Genomic DNA, 18,010 nt, shown 5'->3' with positions numbered 1-18,010 from the left:
AAATGAAAATTGCTCCATCCATATTAAGTGCTGATTTCGCGAATTTAGAGCGGGACGTCAAGTTGGTCGAACAAGCTGGCGCCGATTATATCCACATCGATGCCATGGACGGCCAATTCGTCGCAAATTTGACGTTGGGTCCAAATGTTGTTCAGGCAATCCGTCCGCACACAAAATTACCGTTGGATTGCCATTTGATGGTAAACACACCCGAAAATCTGATCCCGGCCTTCGCCAGGGCCGGCGCCGACATCATCACGATTCATGCAGAAGCCACTGCCCACATCCATGGGGCGATCCAGATGATCAAAAATGAAAACATTGCAGCGGGCGTCGTCATCAATCCGGGCACAAGCGTAGACGTCATCAAACCTGTTTTGGGCGATGTCGATATGGTGCTCGTCATGACCGTCAACCCGGGCTTCGGAGGCCAAGGTTTCATCGAAAGCACCCTGGACAAAATCCAAGAGCTGGCTTCCTTGCGCGAAAAGCATGGCTATCATTACGAAATCGAAGTCGATGGCGGCATTACACATGAGACGATCGTCAAGTGCATTCAGGCGGGTGCGGATGTATTCGTAGCCGGTTCCTACATTTATGACGACGAAAATCCAGCAGCTGCCATCAGCCGATTGAAGGATGCTTGCCATAATGCGGTCTGAGAAAGTGGTGATTGTAGTCGGCGGAGACCAGACGGATGTCGCCGCCTTGGTCCACCGCTATTCGGAAAGCCATCGGTTGATTGGTGCGGACAGGGGAGCGTTGACGCTTGCGGAACTGCTTACCCATTTCGATGCGGCCATCGGTGATTTTGATTCCGTTAGCTCAGCAGAAATGGAAAACATCAAACTGAAAAGTCACGTCTGCCGCATTCTGCCGGCGCAAAAAGATGAAACGGATACTGAAGCTGCCATTGCCTATGCGATTCAAACGTTCAAGCCGGAGGAAATCATTCTTTTGGGTGCCTTCGGTGGGCGTTTGGACCATCTGATGAGCAATTTATGGTTGGCGTTCCATCCGCTCGTGAAAGGGATGGACGGCAAAATCAGCCTAATGGATCGGCATAATACCTTGCGGTTTTACATGCCAGGCAGTTATGTGCTGGAAAAAGAAACGGATAAAAAATATTTGTCGTTCATTGGCATGACCCCAATCAAGAAATTGACCCTGACCGGAGTAGCTTATCCTTTGAATGGAAAAGATTACGATTATCCGGTAGCTTTGGTCAGCAATGAGTTTGAAGAGGCTGAGATGCACTTTTCTTTTGAATCAGGTCTTTTGGCCGTCATCCAAAGTGTTGACAAATGCAAATAAAGGAAAGGAGCCGCGATTTTGCCGGGGCCTCTTTCCTTTATTTTTTAAACTGCAATAAAAAAAGATGAGCTGGAATCATGGCATGGTCCCGGGGCTCATCTATATTTTTATACTCTTTCAACTTTACCAGATTTCAAAGCTCGAGCTGAAACCCATACTTTTTTAGGTTTTCCATCGACTAAGATACGAACTTTTTGTAAGTTAGGCTTGAAAGTACGTTTAGTGTAGTTCATAGCGTGGGAACGGTTATTACCTGAACGGCTTTTACGTCCTGTTACGAAACATTCTTTTGACATTTTCTTTCCTCCTTTGCTGTTACAGAAGCAAAGCTTCTTTCCAATTCATACACTTGATTAATTTATCATAATTCAAAAGTGAATGCAACTGTTTTAAAGGAAAAATACTTGACAGCTCTTTTTTTTATCATGCACTCATCAAATACTCGCATTTGGCCGTCCTCAAAGAGGATGGAACGGGATATGAGAAAACTCTGAAAATATTTCGAAAAAAAGTCAAAATTGCCGTAAATCGATCGGAAATAAGAAATTTAATCGCAAAAAGTTATTTCTTTTGTATAAAATATGCTATCATAATTTGTAATTAACGATTGTGTGCATACATTAAGGAGGCTATTATAAATGGCAGTTAAAATCCAAACACAATATGGGATGGTTGACTTATCGAACGACGTAATCGCTACGGTAGTAGGCGGCGCCGCAACGGATAATTATGGCGTGGTCGGCATGGCCAGCAAAAATCAAATCAGAGATAATATCAGTGAAATATTGAAAAAAGAGAACTATTCACGCGGTGCCGTGATTCGCCAAGAAGAAAATGGAGTAGCTGTTGATGTTTATATCATTGTACTCTACGGAACAAAAATTTCTGAAATTTGCCGGAATGTTCAAACACAAGTCAAATATAATCTTGAAATGATGTTGGGCTTTTCCGCGAATACAGTGAATGTGTTCGTCCAAGGCGTTAGAGTATTAAAGGACTAAAGATTACAGATCACCATGCTTTGTGGTGAAGGAGGATTATAAGGTGAAGAAAACTGAATTAACAGCGGAAGACTTTAAGGCGATGGTCGCAATCGGCGCCGAACGTCTTAGTGAGAATGCAGAATATGTGAATTCTTTGAATGTGTTCCCTGTTCCGGATGGAGACACGGGCACAAACATGAATCTATCATTCACATCCGGAGCCGAACGCGTCAGGCTGTCGAATGCTACAAAAATAGATCAATTAGGATCGGACTTGGCTAAAGGCTTATTGATGGGGGCTAGAGGGAACTCAGGCGTCATTTTATCCCAGCTGTTCCGTGGCTTTTCGAAGGCGATCGAAGGAAAAACAACCTTGAATACAACTGATTTTGCTGAAGCATTTTCCCACGGCGTTGAGACAGCCTATAAAGCGGTCATGAAACCTGTGGAAGGCACCATTTTGACGGTTGCACGTGAATCCGCCAAAGCCGGTATGAAAAAAGCCGAACACACGGATGATATCATTGATTTGATGGGGACAGTACTCAAAGTCGCGCAGATTGCGTTGGACAAGACGCCGGATCTGTTGCCGGTATTGAAAGAGGTAGGCGTCGTGGACAGTGGCGGACAAGGACTTGTATACATTTATGAAGGTTTCCTGGAATCATTGACTGGAGAAAAAGTGCCTTCCGCCGACAAAGTCACCGCGCAAGCAGACGTAACCGAAATCGCTCACCAAGAAAATTATCATAATGTTTCGCACTCCATTGCGACAGAAGATATTGAATTCGGCTATTGCACAGAAATCATGGTCAAACTAGGCGAAGGCGAAACCGTGACGGACGTCTTTGACTACGACACATTCCGTAATCATCTGAACGAAATCGGGGATTCCCTATTGGTCGTTGCGGATGACGAAATCGTGAAGGTCCATGTGCATACCGAGTATCCAGGGGAAGTCATGAACTATGGCCAAAAATTCGGCTCTCTGATGAAAATCAAAGTGGACAATATGCGCATGCAACATGATGCAGTCCTTGAAAAAGCTGATGCGTCCGCCAAGAAACTTGAAAAAGTTCCTTATGGTGTGATAGCTGTTGCTGCCGGCGAAGGTGTGCATGCCCTGTTCAAGAGCATGGGCGTCTCCACGATCATCAATGGCGGACAAACGATGAATCCAAGCACGGAGGACATCCTTAAAGCGATCGAAAGCACAAATGCCGAAAAAACAATCATTTTGCCGAATAACAAAAATATTTTCATGGCCGCAGATCAGGCTGCCGAGGTTTCTGATGCGGATGTGGTTGTAGTGGCTTCGAAGACAATCTCACAAGGTCTGACAGCTATGCTTGCCTTCAATGAATCAGAGAACTTGGAAACCAATAAAGCCAACATGACTGCTGAACTGCAAAATGTAGTCAGCGGACAGATCACGAATGCCGTGCGCGACACAGTCATAGACGGATTGGCCATCACCAAGGACGACTTCATGGGAATCGTCGACGGAAAAATACTGACGGCCGACAAGGACAGAAAAGCTGCAACGATAGAAACCCTGAAAAAAATGATCACGGATGACAGCGAAATCGTCACCATCATCTTCGGGGAAGACAGCGATGAGAAAGAAAGCAAAGAGATTGCGTCGGTCATTGAAGCGGAATATGACTTTTTGGAAGTGGAAGTGCAAGAAGGAAATCAACCGGTATACAGTTATCTTCTTTCTGTAGAATAATCTGAAAAAGCTGAACGAGTTTCTCTGTTCGGCTTTTCTTTTTCAAAAACGGTTGGCCAGATAAACTGTCCTGCTCCCGGAAGAAAGGAGGCGAACGGATGGAAACGGAAGACAACAAGCAATTGGATATTTATGATCCAGTCGGGGAGTTGCCTCATGTAGGACCGAAGAGGGTCGAGGCGCTGCATTCGTTGGGCATCGATACGATCTATGATCTGATCACACATTTTCCTTTCCGTTATGAGGACATAAAAGTCAAAACATTGGACGAAATCGAGGATTCGGACAAAGTGACGCTGAAAGGACAAGTCGTGACGGCTCCGGTCGTACATCATTACGGTTTTAAAAAAAGCAGGCTATCATTCAAATTAGCCATCGAAGATGCCATCATCTCGGTAACCTTCTTCAATCAGCCTTACCTGAAACAAAAAATCCTGCTTGAGGATGAGGTTGCAATCTTCGGGAAATGGGAACGCGCACGTCAAAGTTTGGCAGGGATGAAGATCCTCGGTAGTTCGAACGGACAGGATGATTATGCGGCCATTTATCACGTCAATAAGACGATCAAGCAGCAGACCGTCCTGAATATGATCAAACAGGCGATCGAGCTGTATTCTCCGGTCATTCCCGAGATTCTTCCGCAGCATTTGCTGCAGACGTATCATCTGATGAGCCATCGGGAAGCTATCCGAGCGATGCACTTTCCCAAAAATGATGAAGAATCAGAACAAGCCAGACGGCAAATCATCTATCAGGAATTCTTCCTTTACCAGGTGCGCCTGCAATTGCTGCAGTTGAGCCGGAAAACCAATAACCGAGGCATTCCGATCCTGTATGATGTGGACAAGCTGAAGGGTTTCATAGCGACTTTGCCATTTGAACTGACCGATGGACAAAAGAAGGTCGTCAACGAAATATGCCGGGATCTGCGCAAACCTTATGAAATGAACCGGCTGTTGCAAGGGGATGTGGGCAGCGGCAAAACGATCGTAGCGGTGGTCGCCCTGATGGCTACCGTCCTGGGCGGGTACCAAGGGGCGTTCATGGTTCCTACTGAAATTTTGGCGGAACAGCATTTTCGTACCTTGCAGAGCCTGTTCGAATACACTGATGTCTCCGTTGCCCTGCTAACTGGCAGCACGAAGGCAAAAGACCGGAAAGAATTGTTGAACCGGCTTGCAGGAGGCGGCTTGGATATCCTCATCGGAACCCACGCCCTGATCCAAGAGGATGTCGTTTTTGCCAACCTTGGTTTGGTCATCACCGATGAGCAGCATCGCTTCGGTGTTCAACAGAGGCACAAGCTGAACGAAAAAGGGAACAACCCGAATGTTTTATATATGACTGCCACGCCGATCCCGAGAACGTTGGCGATTACCACGATGGGCGAAATGGACGTTTCGGTGCTTGACCAGATGCCCGACGGCAGAAAACCGATCAAAACCGTCTGGAACAAATCGGACAAAATCGAAAATGTGCTTGAGTTCATCCGGAAACAGATGGATAATGGACAACAGGCGTACATCATCACACCGCTGATCGAGAAATCCGAGTCGCTGGATGTCAAGAACGCGGAAGATGTGCATCAAGCCGTGACGGCTTATTACAAAGGGAAATACCAAATTGGTCTGTTGCATGGCCGACTCAAGTCCGAAGAAAAGGATCAAATCATGCGCCGTTTCCAAAACAACGAGCTGCAGGTACTGGTATCGACGACAGTCATCGAGGTCGGTCTTAATGTGCCAAATGCAACAGTGATGGTCATCCAGGATGCCGATCGATTCGGGTTATCCCAGCTCCACCAATTGCGGGGTCGAGTCGGCCGGGGAGACATAGAATCCTATTGTGTGCTGGTTGCCGATCCGAAAACCGATAACGGCAAGGAACGCATGCGCATCATGGTGGAGTCGACTGACGGTTTTTACCTGAGTCAACGCGATTTGGAATTGCGTGGACCAGGCGATCTTTTCGGAAACAAACAATCAGGCTTGCCAGATTTCAAATCCGGAGACATCGTGCGGGATGCCGTCATCTTGGATATTGCGCACAATGACGCTATCCAAATCACGCGCGAACAAGACTTTGAAAGCAATCCTGCCTACGAAAGTTTGCGGGAAGCAGTCGAACGCGAAAAAGAGAAGTTGAAGAGATTACAGTGAAACTAACAAAAGTGAGGTATACAATCTATGAAAATCGCTGTCGATGCGATGGGCGGGGATTTTGCGCCCCAAGCAATAGTAGAGGGCATTTTAATGGCTGCCAAAGAATTTAATGATTTAGAATTTTTGCTTTTTGGTGACGAAGCCAAAATTCGCAAAGCGTTAGGGAATCAATATGCCGAAGATGGGAAAATCACGATCATTCATACGACCGAAAAGATCGAGAGCGACGACGAACCCGTGAAGGCAATCCGCAGGAAAAAACAAGCTTCGATGGTGCTTGCTGCACAAGCAGTCAAAAATAAAGAAGCCGACGCATTATTTTCGGCAGGGAATACAGGTGCGCTTTTGGCAGCCGGATTATTGATCATCGGCCGGATCAAAGGGATCGACAGACCCGGCTTGATGCCGATTCTGCCCGTCATCGGAAAGGAGAATGAACAATTCCTGTTGATGGATGCAGGCGCAAATGCTGACTGCAAACCGGAAAACATCTACCAGTTCGGCCTTTTGGGCTCGTATTATGCCAAGTTTGTGCAAGGTATCGAAAACCCAAGGATCGCTTTGTTGAACAATGGTTCCGAAGCGACGAAGGGCAGCGAACTGTCCAAAAAAGCCTATATGTTGTTGGAAGAGGACTCCGAACTCAATTTCACAGGCAATGTTGAAGCGCGGGAAATTTTGTTGGGCGCTGCGGATGTCGTCGTGACAGATGGTTTCACCGGGAACGCCGTGCTGAAAACGATGGAAGGAACGGCAATGGCCTTGCTGAAGTTGATCAAAGCCCAATTGCTTTCAGGCGGCCTGAAGACAAAAATCGGCGCAATGCTGATCAAGGATTCCTTTTCGGAAATCAAAGATACGATGGATTATTCGAAGCACGGAGGAGCCGTGCTGTTCGGACTGCGGGCGCCGGTCGTCAAGACGCATGGATCTGCGGATAAAATCGCTGTCTACCACACAGTGAAGCAAATCCGCAAAATCATCAGTTCAAACGTCATCGATGACGTCGTGAAGCACTTTGATGAAATGAATGCCCAGCCTGTAAGCAAAACTGAGCAGGAATAAAAAAATATAGACAAAAGATTAGCGTATGGGTAAAATAGATGTGAGCCTTTACAAAATATTTTCAGTAAATGTGATGTAATTGGTTATGGAACGATAATGGAGGTGTAACGCTTGGCAGATACAAATACTTTTGAGCGAGTAGCCAAGATGGTTATTGAACGATTCGGTGTCGATGAAGCAAAAGTTACGAGAGAGTTGACTTTCCAAAACGACCTTGGGGCGGATTCATTGGATATTGTTGAACTCGTTATGGAACTGGAAGATGTCTTTGCTGTACAGATTTCCGATGAAGATGCTGAGAGGATAATCACAGTAGGAGATGCAGTCGACTACATCGATTCTCAAAAAAAAGGATCGCAATAATTTAACGACAGAAGCAACGTTGACGGTTTTCAAATGCCAATGTTGCTTTTTTTTCAGGCCAAGAAGGCTGATTATGGCAGAAATATGAAATGCATTAAAAGTGAATGAAATAGCGGTTGTTTTTGCATGTGCTTAAACGTATAATGTTAGGAGATATTTCATCAAGTTAGTTATATAAGCATGGAAGGAGGCGCACGATGGGACTTGGAAGACCTTTGCTGGAGATAAACGCATTGCACACCGCATTCCGGATGCAGGAGAACTATTACGATGCAGTGGACGATGTTTCCTTCAGTCTGGAAAAAAATGAAATTTTGGCGATTGTCGGAGAGTCCGGCTGTGGGAAGAGTACACTGGCAACCACAATCGTCGGACTCCACAACAAGGCGAATACCCGAATTTCGGGAGAGATCATCTATCAGAACCTGAATCTCATCGATCTGAATGAAGCTCTTTATAACCGCATAAGAGGAAACGATATCGGGATGGTTTTTCAAGATCCCCTTTCGGCCCTCAATCCCTTGATGACGGTAAGTGAACAGATAGAAGAAGTGCTGCTTTACCATTCCAGGATGATAAAAGAGGAACGTTCACTGCGTGTGAGCGAATTATTGGTCCAAGTTAAAGTGGAGGATCCGGAAGGAACAGCCGCAAGCTACCCGCATGAGCTGTCCGGTGAAGCGCGCCAACGGGTCGGCATTGCCATTGCTGTCGCCTGTGCTCCGCCGATCATCATTGCCGATGAACCGACGACCTCTTTGGATGTCACTGTTCAAGCTCAAATATTGGATCTGTTGAGCGAAGTGAGGGACGACACGGGTGCCGGCATCATCCTGATCACCCATGATTTGGGTGTCGTAGCCGAAATTGCGGACAGAGTAGCCGTTATGTATGCGGGACAGATTGTCGAAACAGCTGATGTCGTTGATCTATTCACGGATCCGAAGCATCCGTATACTCGTTCATTGTTGCGTTCAATGCCGCAAGCGAATAGCGCACTCGACTCGGATTCCGGGGAACTGTATGTGATTCAAGGCGATGTTCCTTCCTTGCAGCAATTGCCTAAGCAAGGTTGTCGTTTTGCCGGACGGATTCCATGGATTCCCTTTTCCGCTCATGAACAATCACCAAAAATACACGAGATTTCTAAGGGACATTTTGTCAGGTGCACGTGCCATGAGTCGTTCCGTTTTGAAGGGGAGAGTGAATAGGATGGGACTTTTGGAAATCAAAGATTTGAAGGTTCACTACCCGCTTAAGAGCGGCTTCTTATCCAGCAAAAAGAGCCTTGCAGCCGTCGATGGCATCAGTCTGTCCCTGGAAGAAGGGAAAAATTACGGTCTAGTGGGCGAATCAGGGTCCGGAAAATCAACTGTCGGAAGAGCAATCGTCGGATTGGAACGGATCACTGCCGGCAAAATCATTTATGAAGGCACTGACGTAACCGCTGCGATAGGAAAGCGGAAGTCAGCCCACAAACGCAATGTCCAGATGATTTTTCAAGATTCGGGTGCGAGTCTGAATCCGAAAAAACAAATCGGTCAGATCATTTGCGAACCTTTGCATAATTTTGAGCAGCTATCCCAGCAGGAAGAGCAAAAACGCGTGCTGGAACTGCTGGAAATGGTAGGGTTGCCGGAAGATGCGCTGCGGAAGTATCCCCACGAATTCACCGGTGGACAGAGGCAACGCATCGCTTTGGCAAGGGCGGTTGCCCTGCGGCCAAAATTTGTCATAGCTGATGAACCCGTTTCGGTATTGGACCTTTCCGTTCAGGCGCAAGTGCTGAATTACATGAAACGCATCCAAGAACAATACAAACTCAGCTACCTTTTCATTTCCCATGACCTAGGCGTGGTGAAGCAGATGTGCGATGAATTGGCCATCATGTACCGGGGGAGGTTCGTGGAATACGGGGACAGGCAGGACATCTACCTCAACCCGCAGCACATCTATACGAAAAGGCTCCTTTCCGCAATTCCGAACCTGGATCCGGGCAACCGGGAGTTGCACAAGCGTCTGCGGCGGGAAATAGAATCAGAATACAAACAAAGCATGGGGAGTTATCTGGCAAAGGACGGTCGCGTCGGGGATTTGATCCCGTTGTCGGAAACGCATCGGATTGCCGGTAAACCATCGAAAGGAGAGCGTTAGCGATGTGGAACAGAATTCTGAGACGCTTCTTCTTTATCATTCCGCAACTGTTGGCGTTCAGTTTGTTGGTGTTTGCATTGGCTCAATGGATGCCCGGAGATCCTCTGACTGGGCTGATCATTCCGGGGATGAAGCAGAGCAGCGTCGATGCGATCCAAGCGAATGCAGTTCTTGACAACCCATGGCCTGTTCGGTATCTGCAATGGATCGCAAATATGCTCAGCGGGGATTTCGGCCTCAGTTACACTTACCGGATGCCTGTGGGTGTTCTGGTTGGTGCAAGGATTGGCAACACACTCTGGTTGGCAATGGCCTCACTCTTGTTGTCGCATCTGATTGCTGTTCCGCTTGGCATTTATGCAGGGCGTTTTAATGGTTCTTTGGGTGATAAAGTCATTCGTTTTTTGAACAACATCAGTTTTGCCTTGCCGATTTTCATTGTTGCCCTGTTGTTGGTTTGGCTTTTTGGATTTCAACTGGAATTGTTTCCGACGCGGGGGATGCCCTTGTTGCCGGAAACGCAGAGCATATTTGCCTCTCTTTGGAATAGGCTCCACCACTTAGCGCTGCCGGCGCTGGCTTTTGCACTCTCGGCATCCGCCGGCAACATCCAACGTTTAAGGTCAGGCATTATCGAGGCAAAACAAGAAGATTACGTGTTGACAGCCCGCTCAAAAGGCGTTCCGGAGAGCATGGTGTATCGGAGGCACATCTTCAGGAACGCGAGTATGCCGGTAACCTCTCTGTTGGGCTATGACATTACCGGTTTCATAGGGAGCAGCATTTTTATCGAATACATCTTCTCCTACCCGGGGATCGGCCGATTATTCATCAGTTCTTTAGAATCACGCGACTTCAGTGTCATCGTGGCTCTGTTGCTTATTTATGGGCTGGCCGCTTTGATTGGCACGTTGGTTTCTGACATCATTTTGACCATTTTGGATCCGCGCGTCCGGATGAGATAGCAAGAGGGAAGGGGGGATATGTTGAATACGGAGGAAGAAAAGAAAGCAGGCAGAATGGAAGAGTTGAAGACGGAGCTTGCCTCCATTGCGGCAGGCGAGAACCGTTTGAGCCACGAAGTGAATGAGGAAACCAAAATAGTTGTTGATTTCCGCGGTATGCTAAGAGAATTCCGAAAAGACAAGTTTGCGGTCATTGCTTTTGGTACGCTCGTTTTGCTCTTGTTTTTGGTCTTTGTTGGCTCTCTTTTTTTTGATGAGAGTCAAGTCCTGCAGGTAGACTTGTTGAACAGGTATGCTTCGCCGGGGAAAACCCATCTGTTGGGGACGGATGAAGCAGGACGGGATATACTGGGCCAACTCTTGCTGGGAGCGCGTACCTCGCTAGTGGCTGGGACCGCCGTGACAGTTTTGACCGGATTTATCGGAATCGGATTGGGTCTGTTTTCAGGCTACTACGGGGGGATTCTGGATGTCCTTCTTATGCGCTCTGTTGATTCCATCATGGTTCTTCCTGCAAGTGTATTGGTTCTCGTGCTGGTAGCCATCGTATCGGAATACAATTTCTTTACGTTCATATTGCTTATGAGCGCATTCAGCTGGGCTGGGAAATCGAAGGTTTTTCGTAACCGGACGCGTGCGGAGGCCAAACATGGCTATGTGCGGGCATCCAGAACTGCAGGGACAAGTGACTTGCTGATCATGTTCCGTGAAATCCTGCCTAATTTAAGTTCCCTGGTCATCATCAATACGACGATGTCCTTGGCAAGGAATATCGGGATGGAAATAGGTTTGAGTTTTTTGGGCTTAGGGTTACCATACAGCATGCCGAGTATAGGCAAGCTGCTGCGCTATGCCATTTCCCCCACAGTCTTTGGAAATTATGTATGGGTATGGTTACCAGCATCCACACTCATCTTTGCAGTGTTGTTGTGCATCATTTATGTCGGACAAGCATTGCGGCGGGCGGCAGATGCTAAACAAATACAAGGATAATAAGGAGGATGAGGTATGCTGAATAAAATGATTGTTCCGTTCTTGTTGGCTGCGCTGTTGGCGGGTTGCGGAAACAAGGATGTCTTATTGCAAACGGACGGAGACTTGTCCAATTCATCAGCTGTCATCCAAGAATTCGATACTGTCATGAACAGCGATGCTCCTGCCATTGCCGGCGGAGTGTTGAAATATGCTCTGGTTGCCGAATCCTCCTTCCAAGGTATTTTTAGCCCTGTTTTTTCCGAAGATGCTTACGACGAAGAACTCATGGGTTTTTCCCATGAATCCATTTTTACGTATGATGAGAAGTTTCAGCTTACGCAAGATGGCATGGCCACGTTTGTGCGCAATGAAAATTTAAAAACAGTTTCGATTACATTACGGGATAACCTGAAGTGGTCGGATGGAGCGGCACTTACAGTCGATGATATCCTGTATGCCTATGAGGTGATCGGGCATCCGGACTATGCCGGATCCCTTTATGGAGAGGCTTTTGCGACTATCGTGGGCATGAGCGAATACCATGAAGGCACTGCAGATACGATTGCCGGTATCGAAGTTTTGGATGATACGCACCTCACCATTGCTTTCAAAGAATTGAATCCGTCCCTTATGCAGGCAGGAGGAGCCTTGTGGAGCCAACCACTGCCAAGGCACCAACTGGAACGTGTCCCTGTAGCTGATATGATGAGGTCGTCCCAACTGCGGGAACAACCGGTAGGGACGGGTCCGTTCCGGGTCAAGGCCATTGTTCCGGGCGAGTCGGTCCTTTTTGAAGCCAATGAATATTATTGGAAAGGGAAACCGAAACTGGATAATATCCTTGTTGAATTAGTCGGGTCGGCAACAATCGTATCCGAAATGGAAGCAGGAAATTACGACGTCGCTGTCATGCCGGCAAGTTCTTACGAAAGCTACAAAGATTTCGACAATATAACCTTGCTGGGCAGAGAAGAATTGGCGACAACTTACATCGGGTTCAAATTAGGATCCCAAGATGTTAAATCAGGCAACAACAGCCTTAATCTGAGTTCAAAAATGGCGAATGCGGCATTGCGGCAAGCGATGGCATATGCACTGGACAATGAATTTGTTGCCGCGGTGCTATTCGACGGGCTGCAGCAACCGGCAAACGCTATGATTCCGCCAGCGTTTGAAGGATTCAGTGAGGATGAGTCAAAGGGCTTCAGTTACGACCCTATAAAAGCCGCAGGCTTGCTGGATGAGGCCGGCTATCTGGACAGTGATGGCGATGGTTTTCGGGAAACACCGGACGGAGAGCCGCTCAAAATCAGCTTTGCGGCCGTGGCAGGGGGAGACGCTACGGAGACGGTTGTTGCCTACTATATCCAGCAATGGCATGAAATCGGTTTGGATGTCTCGCTCGCCACAGGAAGATTAATTGAATATCAGAAGTTCCATGACATGCTTGCATCCGACAGTCCGGCTATCGATGTCTATCAAGCAACCTGGGGGACAGGCATGGACCCCAATCCGACCGAAATGTTTGGTCGTACCAGTTCTCTCAATTATACCCGTTGGACCAACGAAAAGAATGACACCTTATTGGATCAGATCAACGCTGAGGTTGCCTTGGACGAAAATGCGCGGATGGAAATCTATCAAGAATGGCAAGCGTTGCTGTTTGAGGAAGTTCCTGTCATCCCCACTTTCTGGCGTACGCAGATTTTTGCTGTCAATAACCGCGTCAAGAACTTCAATATCCGCTATGGTGCAACCAGAGGCTGGGAAACCATCGAACTGACGTCAGCAGAACCAGTCCGGTAAAGCGCGCTCAGTTTATTTAACAGAAAGGAGGAAGAGGCCTGGACTTTTGTCTGAGCCTCTTTCTTATGAAAACGGACAGACTGTTCGAGAACGAAATTTGCGTGCTTATGGCAAGCATTTGTCGTATAATGAAAAAGGACTCTATTTTCAAAAGTACCTTGACAGCAAGGAGTCCATTCAAGGAAAGGAGGGAACGAATTGGAAAAAATAGTCAAACAAATAGCAATTGATTTCTCGATTGTTTTCAGGAATGAGAAACTTTTGCATGAAGCATTTACCCATTCATCTTATGTGAATGAGCATCGTCATCTGGCATTGCAGGACAATGAACGATTGGAATTTTTAGGCGACGCAGTTTTGGAAGTCGTCATTTCCGATTATTTGTTTCATACCTATGATACGTGGCATGAAGGCAAAATGACCCGTCTGCGTGCGCAGATCGTCTGCGAGCCAAGCTTATCCGCTTTCGCGAAGGACTGCCATTTCGACTCCTATATCCGTTTGGGTAAAGGGGAAGAGAATATGGGCGGAAGGCAACGTCCGGCTTTGCTATGTGATGTATTCGAAGCATTCATCGGAGCCGTATACCTAGACCAAGGAATCGAAGCTGCCAGAAAATTCATTAACCAAGTCATGATCATGAAGTTAACAGAGGATGCTTTTTCACATGTGATGGATTACAAGACCAGCCTTCAGGAAGAACTGCAAAAAAATGGGGACGTGGATATCCAATATATCCTCCTGAACGAAGACGGTCCTGCTCATGCAAAACAGTTTGACGTGGAAGTGCGAGCTTTCGGAAAAGTCATGGGCCAAGGACAAGGCCCAAGCAAAAAAGCCGCCGAACAGAAAGCGGCACAAAATGCTTTGGAATCTCTAAAAAAATGAAAAGCAAGTTTCACCGGAAAGGATGTTATCTTTGCATCTTGAAAGAATAGAAATGTCGGGTTTCAAATCATTCGCCGACAAAACCGTGATCGAATTTGATGAAGGTGTGACAGCAGTAGTAGGGCCGAACGGAAGCGGCAAGAGCAATCTTTCGGAAGCTGTCCGCTGGGTATTGGGGGAACAATCCGCAAAAAATCTGCGCGGGAAAAAAATGGACGACATCGTTTTTGCCGGATCGCAGACACGCAAACCTGTCAACATTGCCGAAGTTACCCTCGTCCTGAACAACGAGGACGGATTCCTGCCGCTGGAGTTCAGCGAAGTGAGCATCACCAGGAGATACAACCGCAATGGCGACAGTGACTGTTTCATCAACAAAAAGCCATGCAGATTGAAAGACATAACGGAATTATTGATGGATTCGGGCATCGGAAAAGACTCTTTTTCCATGATTTCGCAAGGGAAAGTGGAACAGATTTTTCAGAATAAACCCGAGGACAGAAGGATCATCCTGGAAGAGGCTGCCGGGGTAGCCAGATACAAAAACCGCAAAACGAGCGCCGAACGGAAGCTCTCCCAAACGGAAGAGCATCTGAATCGGATTGAGGACATCCTGCACGAAATCAACAGCCAACTCGCCCCCCTGGAAACCCAACGGAAAACGGCTTTGGCGTACAAGGACAAAAAAGCGTCATTAAGCGAGATCGAAATTGCTTTGACCGCTTCCGAAATTGAGCGCCTGAATGCGCAGTGGCAGACGAGCAAACGCGAGCTGAGCGAGTACGACCGGAAAATCAGCACGGAAGAACGGTCCTTAGCAAGCACGCAGACTGCTTTGCAGCAACTGAAACAAAAGTTGGATGTATGCGACGAACAGTTGGAAACACTGCAGACCGGCTACGTCACTGTCATCCAGAAATTGGAACAGCTGGAAGGGCAAAAGCAAGTCTTCCAACAGAGGGCGATGTACTCGTCAAAAAATCAAGAAGAGCAAGCACAGATCATCGCTGAAAAAGAGGCGCTGATCAAGGCGGAAAAAGCCAATCTAGCAGGCTTGCGTACGGAACTTGCGGCGAAAGTGGAAGCGAGGAAAGAGCTTTCGGAAAAAAGAGCGAGCCTTTCCGAAAAGGAAGCCCAGCTGACGCAAAATAAGGCGGAGCTTGTCCAGCAACTCCGGAACGATTACATCACTAGGCTGCAGGAACAATCCAGCAACCGGAACACAACCGTCCATCTTGAAAAAGAAATGACGCTCGCAACCGAACAGGAGCACCGTTTTCTTTCGAAAGGCGACGAAATCAGGAAGAATCTGCGCCAACTAAAGGCGAAACAGCAATCGTTGAATGAGGAACACGTCCAGTTTGTGGAAGAAAATGCCAATCGAGAGTCGGAACTGCAGGACTGCAAACAAAAAAGCTTCCAGCTTGTCTCCAAACTCCAACAACTGAACGCGGAGCTGGATACCGTAACCCGGAATCTGCAGCAGGCGGAAGCCCGTCGCGAAAGCCAACAGGAGTTGGATGACAGCTATGCCAGTTATTATCAAGGCGTAAAGGAAATGCTGAGGAGAAGGGAAAGCGTTCCCGGTATCCGTGGGCCTGTCGCCGAACTGATCCAAGTTCCTGAAAAGTACACCCTAGCCATCGAAATCGCTCTGGGAGCCACGATGCAACACATCGTGGTCGCGGACGAACGCACGGCTTCCCAATGCATCGGCATTCTGAAAGCCCAACACTTGGGGCGCGCCACTTTCCTGCCGATGACAGTCATCCAGGGCAAGTCTTTGCCTGCATCTGTGCGGACGACATTGGAAGCCAGCCCCGGGTATATCGGCATCGCGAATGAGCTGATCGGTCATGAGGAAATGTACAAGGCAATCGTCAGCAGTTTGTTGGGGACAACGATCGTAGCGTCGAATATCCAGGACGGGTTGCAGATCTCCAAGAAATTGCAGAGCCGTTATCGGATCGTGACCCTCGAAGGGGATGTCATCCATGCCGGCGGATCAATGACAGGTGGCGCGACAAGGCGTCAACAAGAGGCATCCTTATTGGCCCGTAAAAACAATCTGAACAAGCTGACCGATTATGTGCAACAGTTGTCCGTCCAATACAATCAGCTGAAACGCGAACAAGAGAAATGGTCGCTGCAGCAACAAAGTCTGCAGGAGGAACTGGATGACAAGCGCCAAAAAGCGACAATCAAACAGTTCGAACTGCAGCAAAGGGAAGCTTCCCTGCAGCAAGTGACAGCTGAAATCGCAACGAAAGAAAAAGAATCGGCTGCACATGAATATGAAAAGCGCATGTTTTATGAAGACAAAGAGGACAGACAAACGCGATTGGCCCAAGCCCAACAAAATTTGCTCGTCCTCAACAGCGAAATCGATCAGCTTCAGAAGGATATAGCCGAATCCAGCTTGGATGAAGAGGAGCGCTTGAAACTGCTGCAGGGCGTCCAGTCAAACCGGCAGCAAGCAGACCAAGAGCTTGCGGTCCTGCAGGAGCAGGAAAAGCAATTGCGGCGTGACGTGAAACTGTCGACTGAGCGCATCCAAACGGAGCAGGAAGCCATCAGCTCGCTGAAAGGCAAACAAGATCAAGTCGCCAAGCTGGCCGATACGGAGACGCTGACCATCCAAGAAATCACGACGCAGCTGAAGTCCACGACTGCAGAAAAAGCTGGATTCGATACAGATTTGAGACAGTTGCGGGAGCTGAAAAAGCAAACCGAACAAAATCGTGCCGTTCAGGAAACCGAACAGAACGAAAAAAATAAGGATCTCCAAAAATTATGGAGTGAGCACGCCAAGCTGGAAACGAATGCCGGGCGCTACGAAATCGCCATCGACCATCACCTTGCGCATTTGAGCGAGGAGTACGGTCTCAGCTTTGAAGCCGCGAAACAGGACCATCAGTTGACCCAAGAGCCCGAAGAGGCAGCCCGCCAAGTGAAACAGTTGAAAAAGGACATCGAAGGGCTGGGCCCAATCAATATGGGTGCAATCGAGGAATACGATCGCATTTCCGAAAGGTTCACTTTCCTTTCGGAACAGCAAACGGATCTGCTGTCTGCCCGTGGGAACCTTCTGAACACGATGAACGAAATGGATGATGAAGTCCGCTTGCGTTTCAAAGAGACTTTCATCCAGATCAAAAAGCAATTCGAAAAAACCTTCCCGAAATTATTCGGTGGCGGAAAAGCGACGTTGGAGCTGACAGATCCGAATGACCTGTTGGAGACCGGCATTGAAATTGTCGCGCAGCCGCCAGGCAAGAAACTCCAGCAGCTCAGCTTGCTCTCCGGCGGAGAAAAAGCCTTCACGGCGATTGCGCTCCTGTTCGCCATCATCGAAGTCAAACCGGTGCCTTTCTGTATTTTGGATGAAGTGGAGGCTGCCTTGGATGAAGCGAATGTATCCCGTTTCGGGAAATATCTGGCAGCATCAACCGAATTGACCCAGTTCATCGTGATCACGCATCGTAAAGGCACGATGGAAGAAGCGGATGCATTGTACGGTGTGACCATGCAGGATTCCGGCGTATCCCGCCTGGCATCAGTCAAATTTGAAGATTACGAAGACATAGGTTAAGGGGATGAAGA

The 18,010-nt window shown here is 47.8% G+C and carries 15 protein-coding genes; 14 read left to right on the top strand and 1 reads right to left on the bottom strand.

From position 1 onward, the window contains the following. The first annotated feature begins 2 nt into the window (after nucleotides 1-2). Nucleotides 3-662 carry a ribulose-phosphate 3-epimerase gene (rpe, locus tag AC0J5I_RS13665; RefSeq protein ID WP_424899849.1) on the top strand — a complete coding sequence of 220 codons (660 nt, stop codon included), beginning with the start codon at nucleotides 3-5 and terminating at the stop codon, nucleotides 660-662. Further along, the gene (locus tag AC0J5I_RS13660; protein ID WP_475301008.1) at nucleotides 652-1,314 is read left to right on the top strand and encodes a thiamine diphosphokinase; all 663 of its coding nucleotides are present in this window, start codon (nucleotides 652-654) and stop codon (nucleotides 1,312-1,314) included. Before rpe ends, AC0J5I_RS13660 begins: the two co-directional genes overlap by 11 nt. Nucleotides 1,315-1,421: 107 nt before the next feature. On the opposite strand, the gene rpmB is transcribed toward AC0J5I_RS13660, so the two are convergent. After that, nucleotides 1,422-1,610 carry a 50S ribosomal protein L28 gene (rpmB, locus tag AC0J5I_RS13655; RefSeq protein WP_068562155.1) on the bottom strand — a complete coding sequence of 63 codons (189 nt, stop codon included), beginning with the start codon at nucleotides 1,608-1,610 and terminating at the stop codon, nucleotides 1,422-1,424. 342 nt (nucleotides 1,611-1,952) lie between these two features. On the opposite strand from rpmB, the gene AC0J5I_RS13650 reads away from it, so the two are divergent. The 12 genes from AC0J5I_RS13650 (at nucleotide 1,953) to smc (ending at nucleotide 17,999) form a co-directional block, all read left to right on the top strand. Further along, complete coding sequence (locus AC0J5I_RS13650) at nucleotides 1,953-2,315, top strand: Asp23/Gls24 family envelope stress response protein (RefSeq protein WP_086941655.1); 363 nt, start codon at nucleotides 1,953-1,955, stop codon at nucleotides 2,313-2,315. Between the two features lie 43 nt (nucleotides 2,316-2,358). Continuing rightward, nucleotides 2,359-4,029 (top strand): DAK2 domain-containing protein, encoded by a 1,671-nt coding sequence (locus tag AC0J5I_RS13645; RefSeq protein WP_475300997.1) that lies wholly within the window; start codon nucleotides 2,359-2,361, stop codon nucleotides 4,027-4,029. A 98-nt stretch (nucleotides 4,030-4,127) separates the two neighbouring features. After that, nucleotides 4,128-6,188 (top strand): ATP-dependent DNA helicase RecG, encoded by a 2,061-nt coding sequence (recG, locus tag AC0J5I_RS13640; RefSeq protein ID WP_475300994.1) that lies wholly within the window; start codon nucleotides 4,128-4,130, stop codon nucleotides 6,186-6,188. A 27-nt stretch (nucleotides 6,189-6,215) separates the two neighbouring features. Next, the gene (gene plsX / locus AC0J5I_RS13635) at nucleotides 6,216-7,256 is read left to right on the top strand and encodes a phosphate acyltransferase PlsX (protein WP_475300990.1); all 1,041 of its coding nucleotides are present in this window, start codon (nucleotides 6,216-6,218) and stop codon (nucleotides 7,254-7,256) included. Between the two features lie 111 nt (nucleotides 7,257-7,367). Continuing rightward, nucleotides 7,368-7,619 (top strand): acyl carrier protein, encoded by a 252-nt coding sequence (locus tag AC0J5I_RS13630; protein ID WP_107995816.1) that lies wholly within the window; start codon nucleotides 7,368-7,370, stop codon nucleotides 7,617-7,619. 197 nt (nucleotides 7,620-7,816) lie between these two features. Further along, nucleotides 7,817-8,830 (top strand): ABC transporter ATP-binding protein, encoded by a 1,014-nt coding sequence (locus tag AC0J5I_RS13625; protein ID WP_475300984.1) that lies wholly within the window; start codon nucleotides 7,817-7,819, stop codon nucleotides 8,828-8,830. Nucleotide 8,831: 1 nt separating this feature from the next. Further along, nucleotides 8,832-9,773, top strand: a complete 942-nt coding sequence (locus AC0J5I_RS13620; RefSeq protein WP_107995814.1) for an ATP-binding cassette domain-containing protein — start codon at nucleotides 8,832-8,834, stop codon at nucleotides 9,771-9,773. Nucleotides 9,774-9,775: 2 nt separating this feature from the next. Continuing rightward, complete coding sequence (locus AC0J5I_RS13615) at nucleotides 9,776-10,738, top strand: ABC transporter permease (RefSeq protein WP_475300978.1); 963 nt, start codon at nucleotides 9,776-9,778, stop codon at nucleotides 10,736-10,738. A 156-nt stretch (nucleotides 10,739-10,894) separates the two neighbouring features. Then, nucleotides 10,895-11,731 (top strand): ABC transporter permease, encoded by an 837-nt coding sequence (locus AC0J5I_RS13610; RefSeq protein WP_475305732.1) that lies wholly within the window; start codon nucleotides 10,895-10,897, stop codon nucleotides 11,729-11,731. Nucleotides 11,732-11,746: 15 nt separating this feature from the next. Next, the gene (locus AC0J5I_RS13605; RefSeq protein ID WP_107995812.1) at nucleotides 11,747-13,519 is read left to right on the top strand and encodes an oligopeptide ABC transporter substrate-binding protein; all 1,773 of its coding nucleotides are present in this window, start codon (nucleotides 11,747-11,749) and stop codon (nucleotides 13,517-13,519) included. Between the two features lie 198 nt (nucleotides 13,520-13,717). Further along, nucleotides 13,718-14,407, top strand: a complete 690-nt coding sequence (gene rnc / locus AC0J5I_RS13600) for a ribonuclease III (RefSeq protein ID WP_107995811.1) — start codon at nucleotides 13,718-13,720, stop codon at nucleotides 14,405-14,407. 31 nt (nucleotides 14,408-14,438) lie between these two features. Next, a complete protein-coding gene (gene smc / locus AC0J5I_RS13595) occupies nucleotides 14,439-17,999 on the top strand; it encodes a chromosome segregation protein SMC (RefSeq protein ID WP_475300974.1) in 3,561 nt (1,186 codons plus the stop codon). The last annotated feature ends 11 nt before the right edge of the window (nucleotides 18,000-18,010 follow it).

The sequence above is a fragment of the Trichococcus sp. TS_SC_9 genome, assembly GCF_056156325.1.
This window is presented reverse-complemented; position numbering and strand designations above follow the sequence as displayed.

Bases quoted from the DNA above. Each gene is read 5' to 3' on its own strand.
- rpe (WP_424899849.1), top strand. From the start codon at position 3: ATGAAAATTGCTCCATCCATATTAAGTGCTGATTTCGCGAATTTAGAG.
- AC0J5I_RS13660 (WP_475301008.1), top strand. From the start codon at position 652: ATGCGGTCTGAGAAAGTGGTGATTGTAGTCGGCGGAGACCAGACGGAT.
- rpmB (WP_068562155.1), bottom strand. From the start codon at position 1,610: ATGTCAAAAGAATGTTTCGTAACAGGACGTAAAAGCCGTTCAGGTAAT.
- AC0J5I_RS13650 (WP_086941655.1), top strand. From the start codon at position 1,953: ATGGCAGTTAAAATCCAAACACAATATGGGATGGTTGACTTATCGAAC.
- recG (WP_475300994.1), top strand. From the start codon at position 4,128: ATGGAAACGGAAGACAACAAGCAATTGGATATTTATGATCCAGTCGGG.
- plsX (WP_475300990.1), top strand. From the start codon at position 6,216: ATGAAAATCGCTGTCGATGCGATGGGCGGGGATTTTGCGCCCCAAGCA.
- AC0J5I_RS13625 (WP_475300984.1), top strand. From the start codon at position 7,817: ATGGGACTTGGAAGACCTTTGCTGGAGATAAACGCATTGCACACCGCA.
- AC0J5I_RS13620 (WP_107995814.1), top strand. From the start codon at position 8,832: ATGGGACTTTTGGAAATCAAAGATTTGAAGGTTCACTACCCGCTTAAG.
- AC0J5I_RS13615 (WP_475300978.1), top strand. From the start codon at position 9,776: ATGTGGAACAGAATTCTGAGACGCTTCTTCTTTATCATTCCGCAACTG.
- AC0J5I_RS13610 (WP_475305732.1), top strand. From the start codon at position 10,895: ATGCTAAGAGAATTCCGAAAAGACAAGTTTGCGGTCATTGCTTTTGGT.
- AC0J5I_RS13605 (WP_107995812.1), top strand. From the start codon at position 11,747: ATGCTGAATAAAATGATTGTTCCGTTCTTGTTGGCTGCGCTGTTGGCG.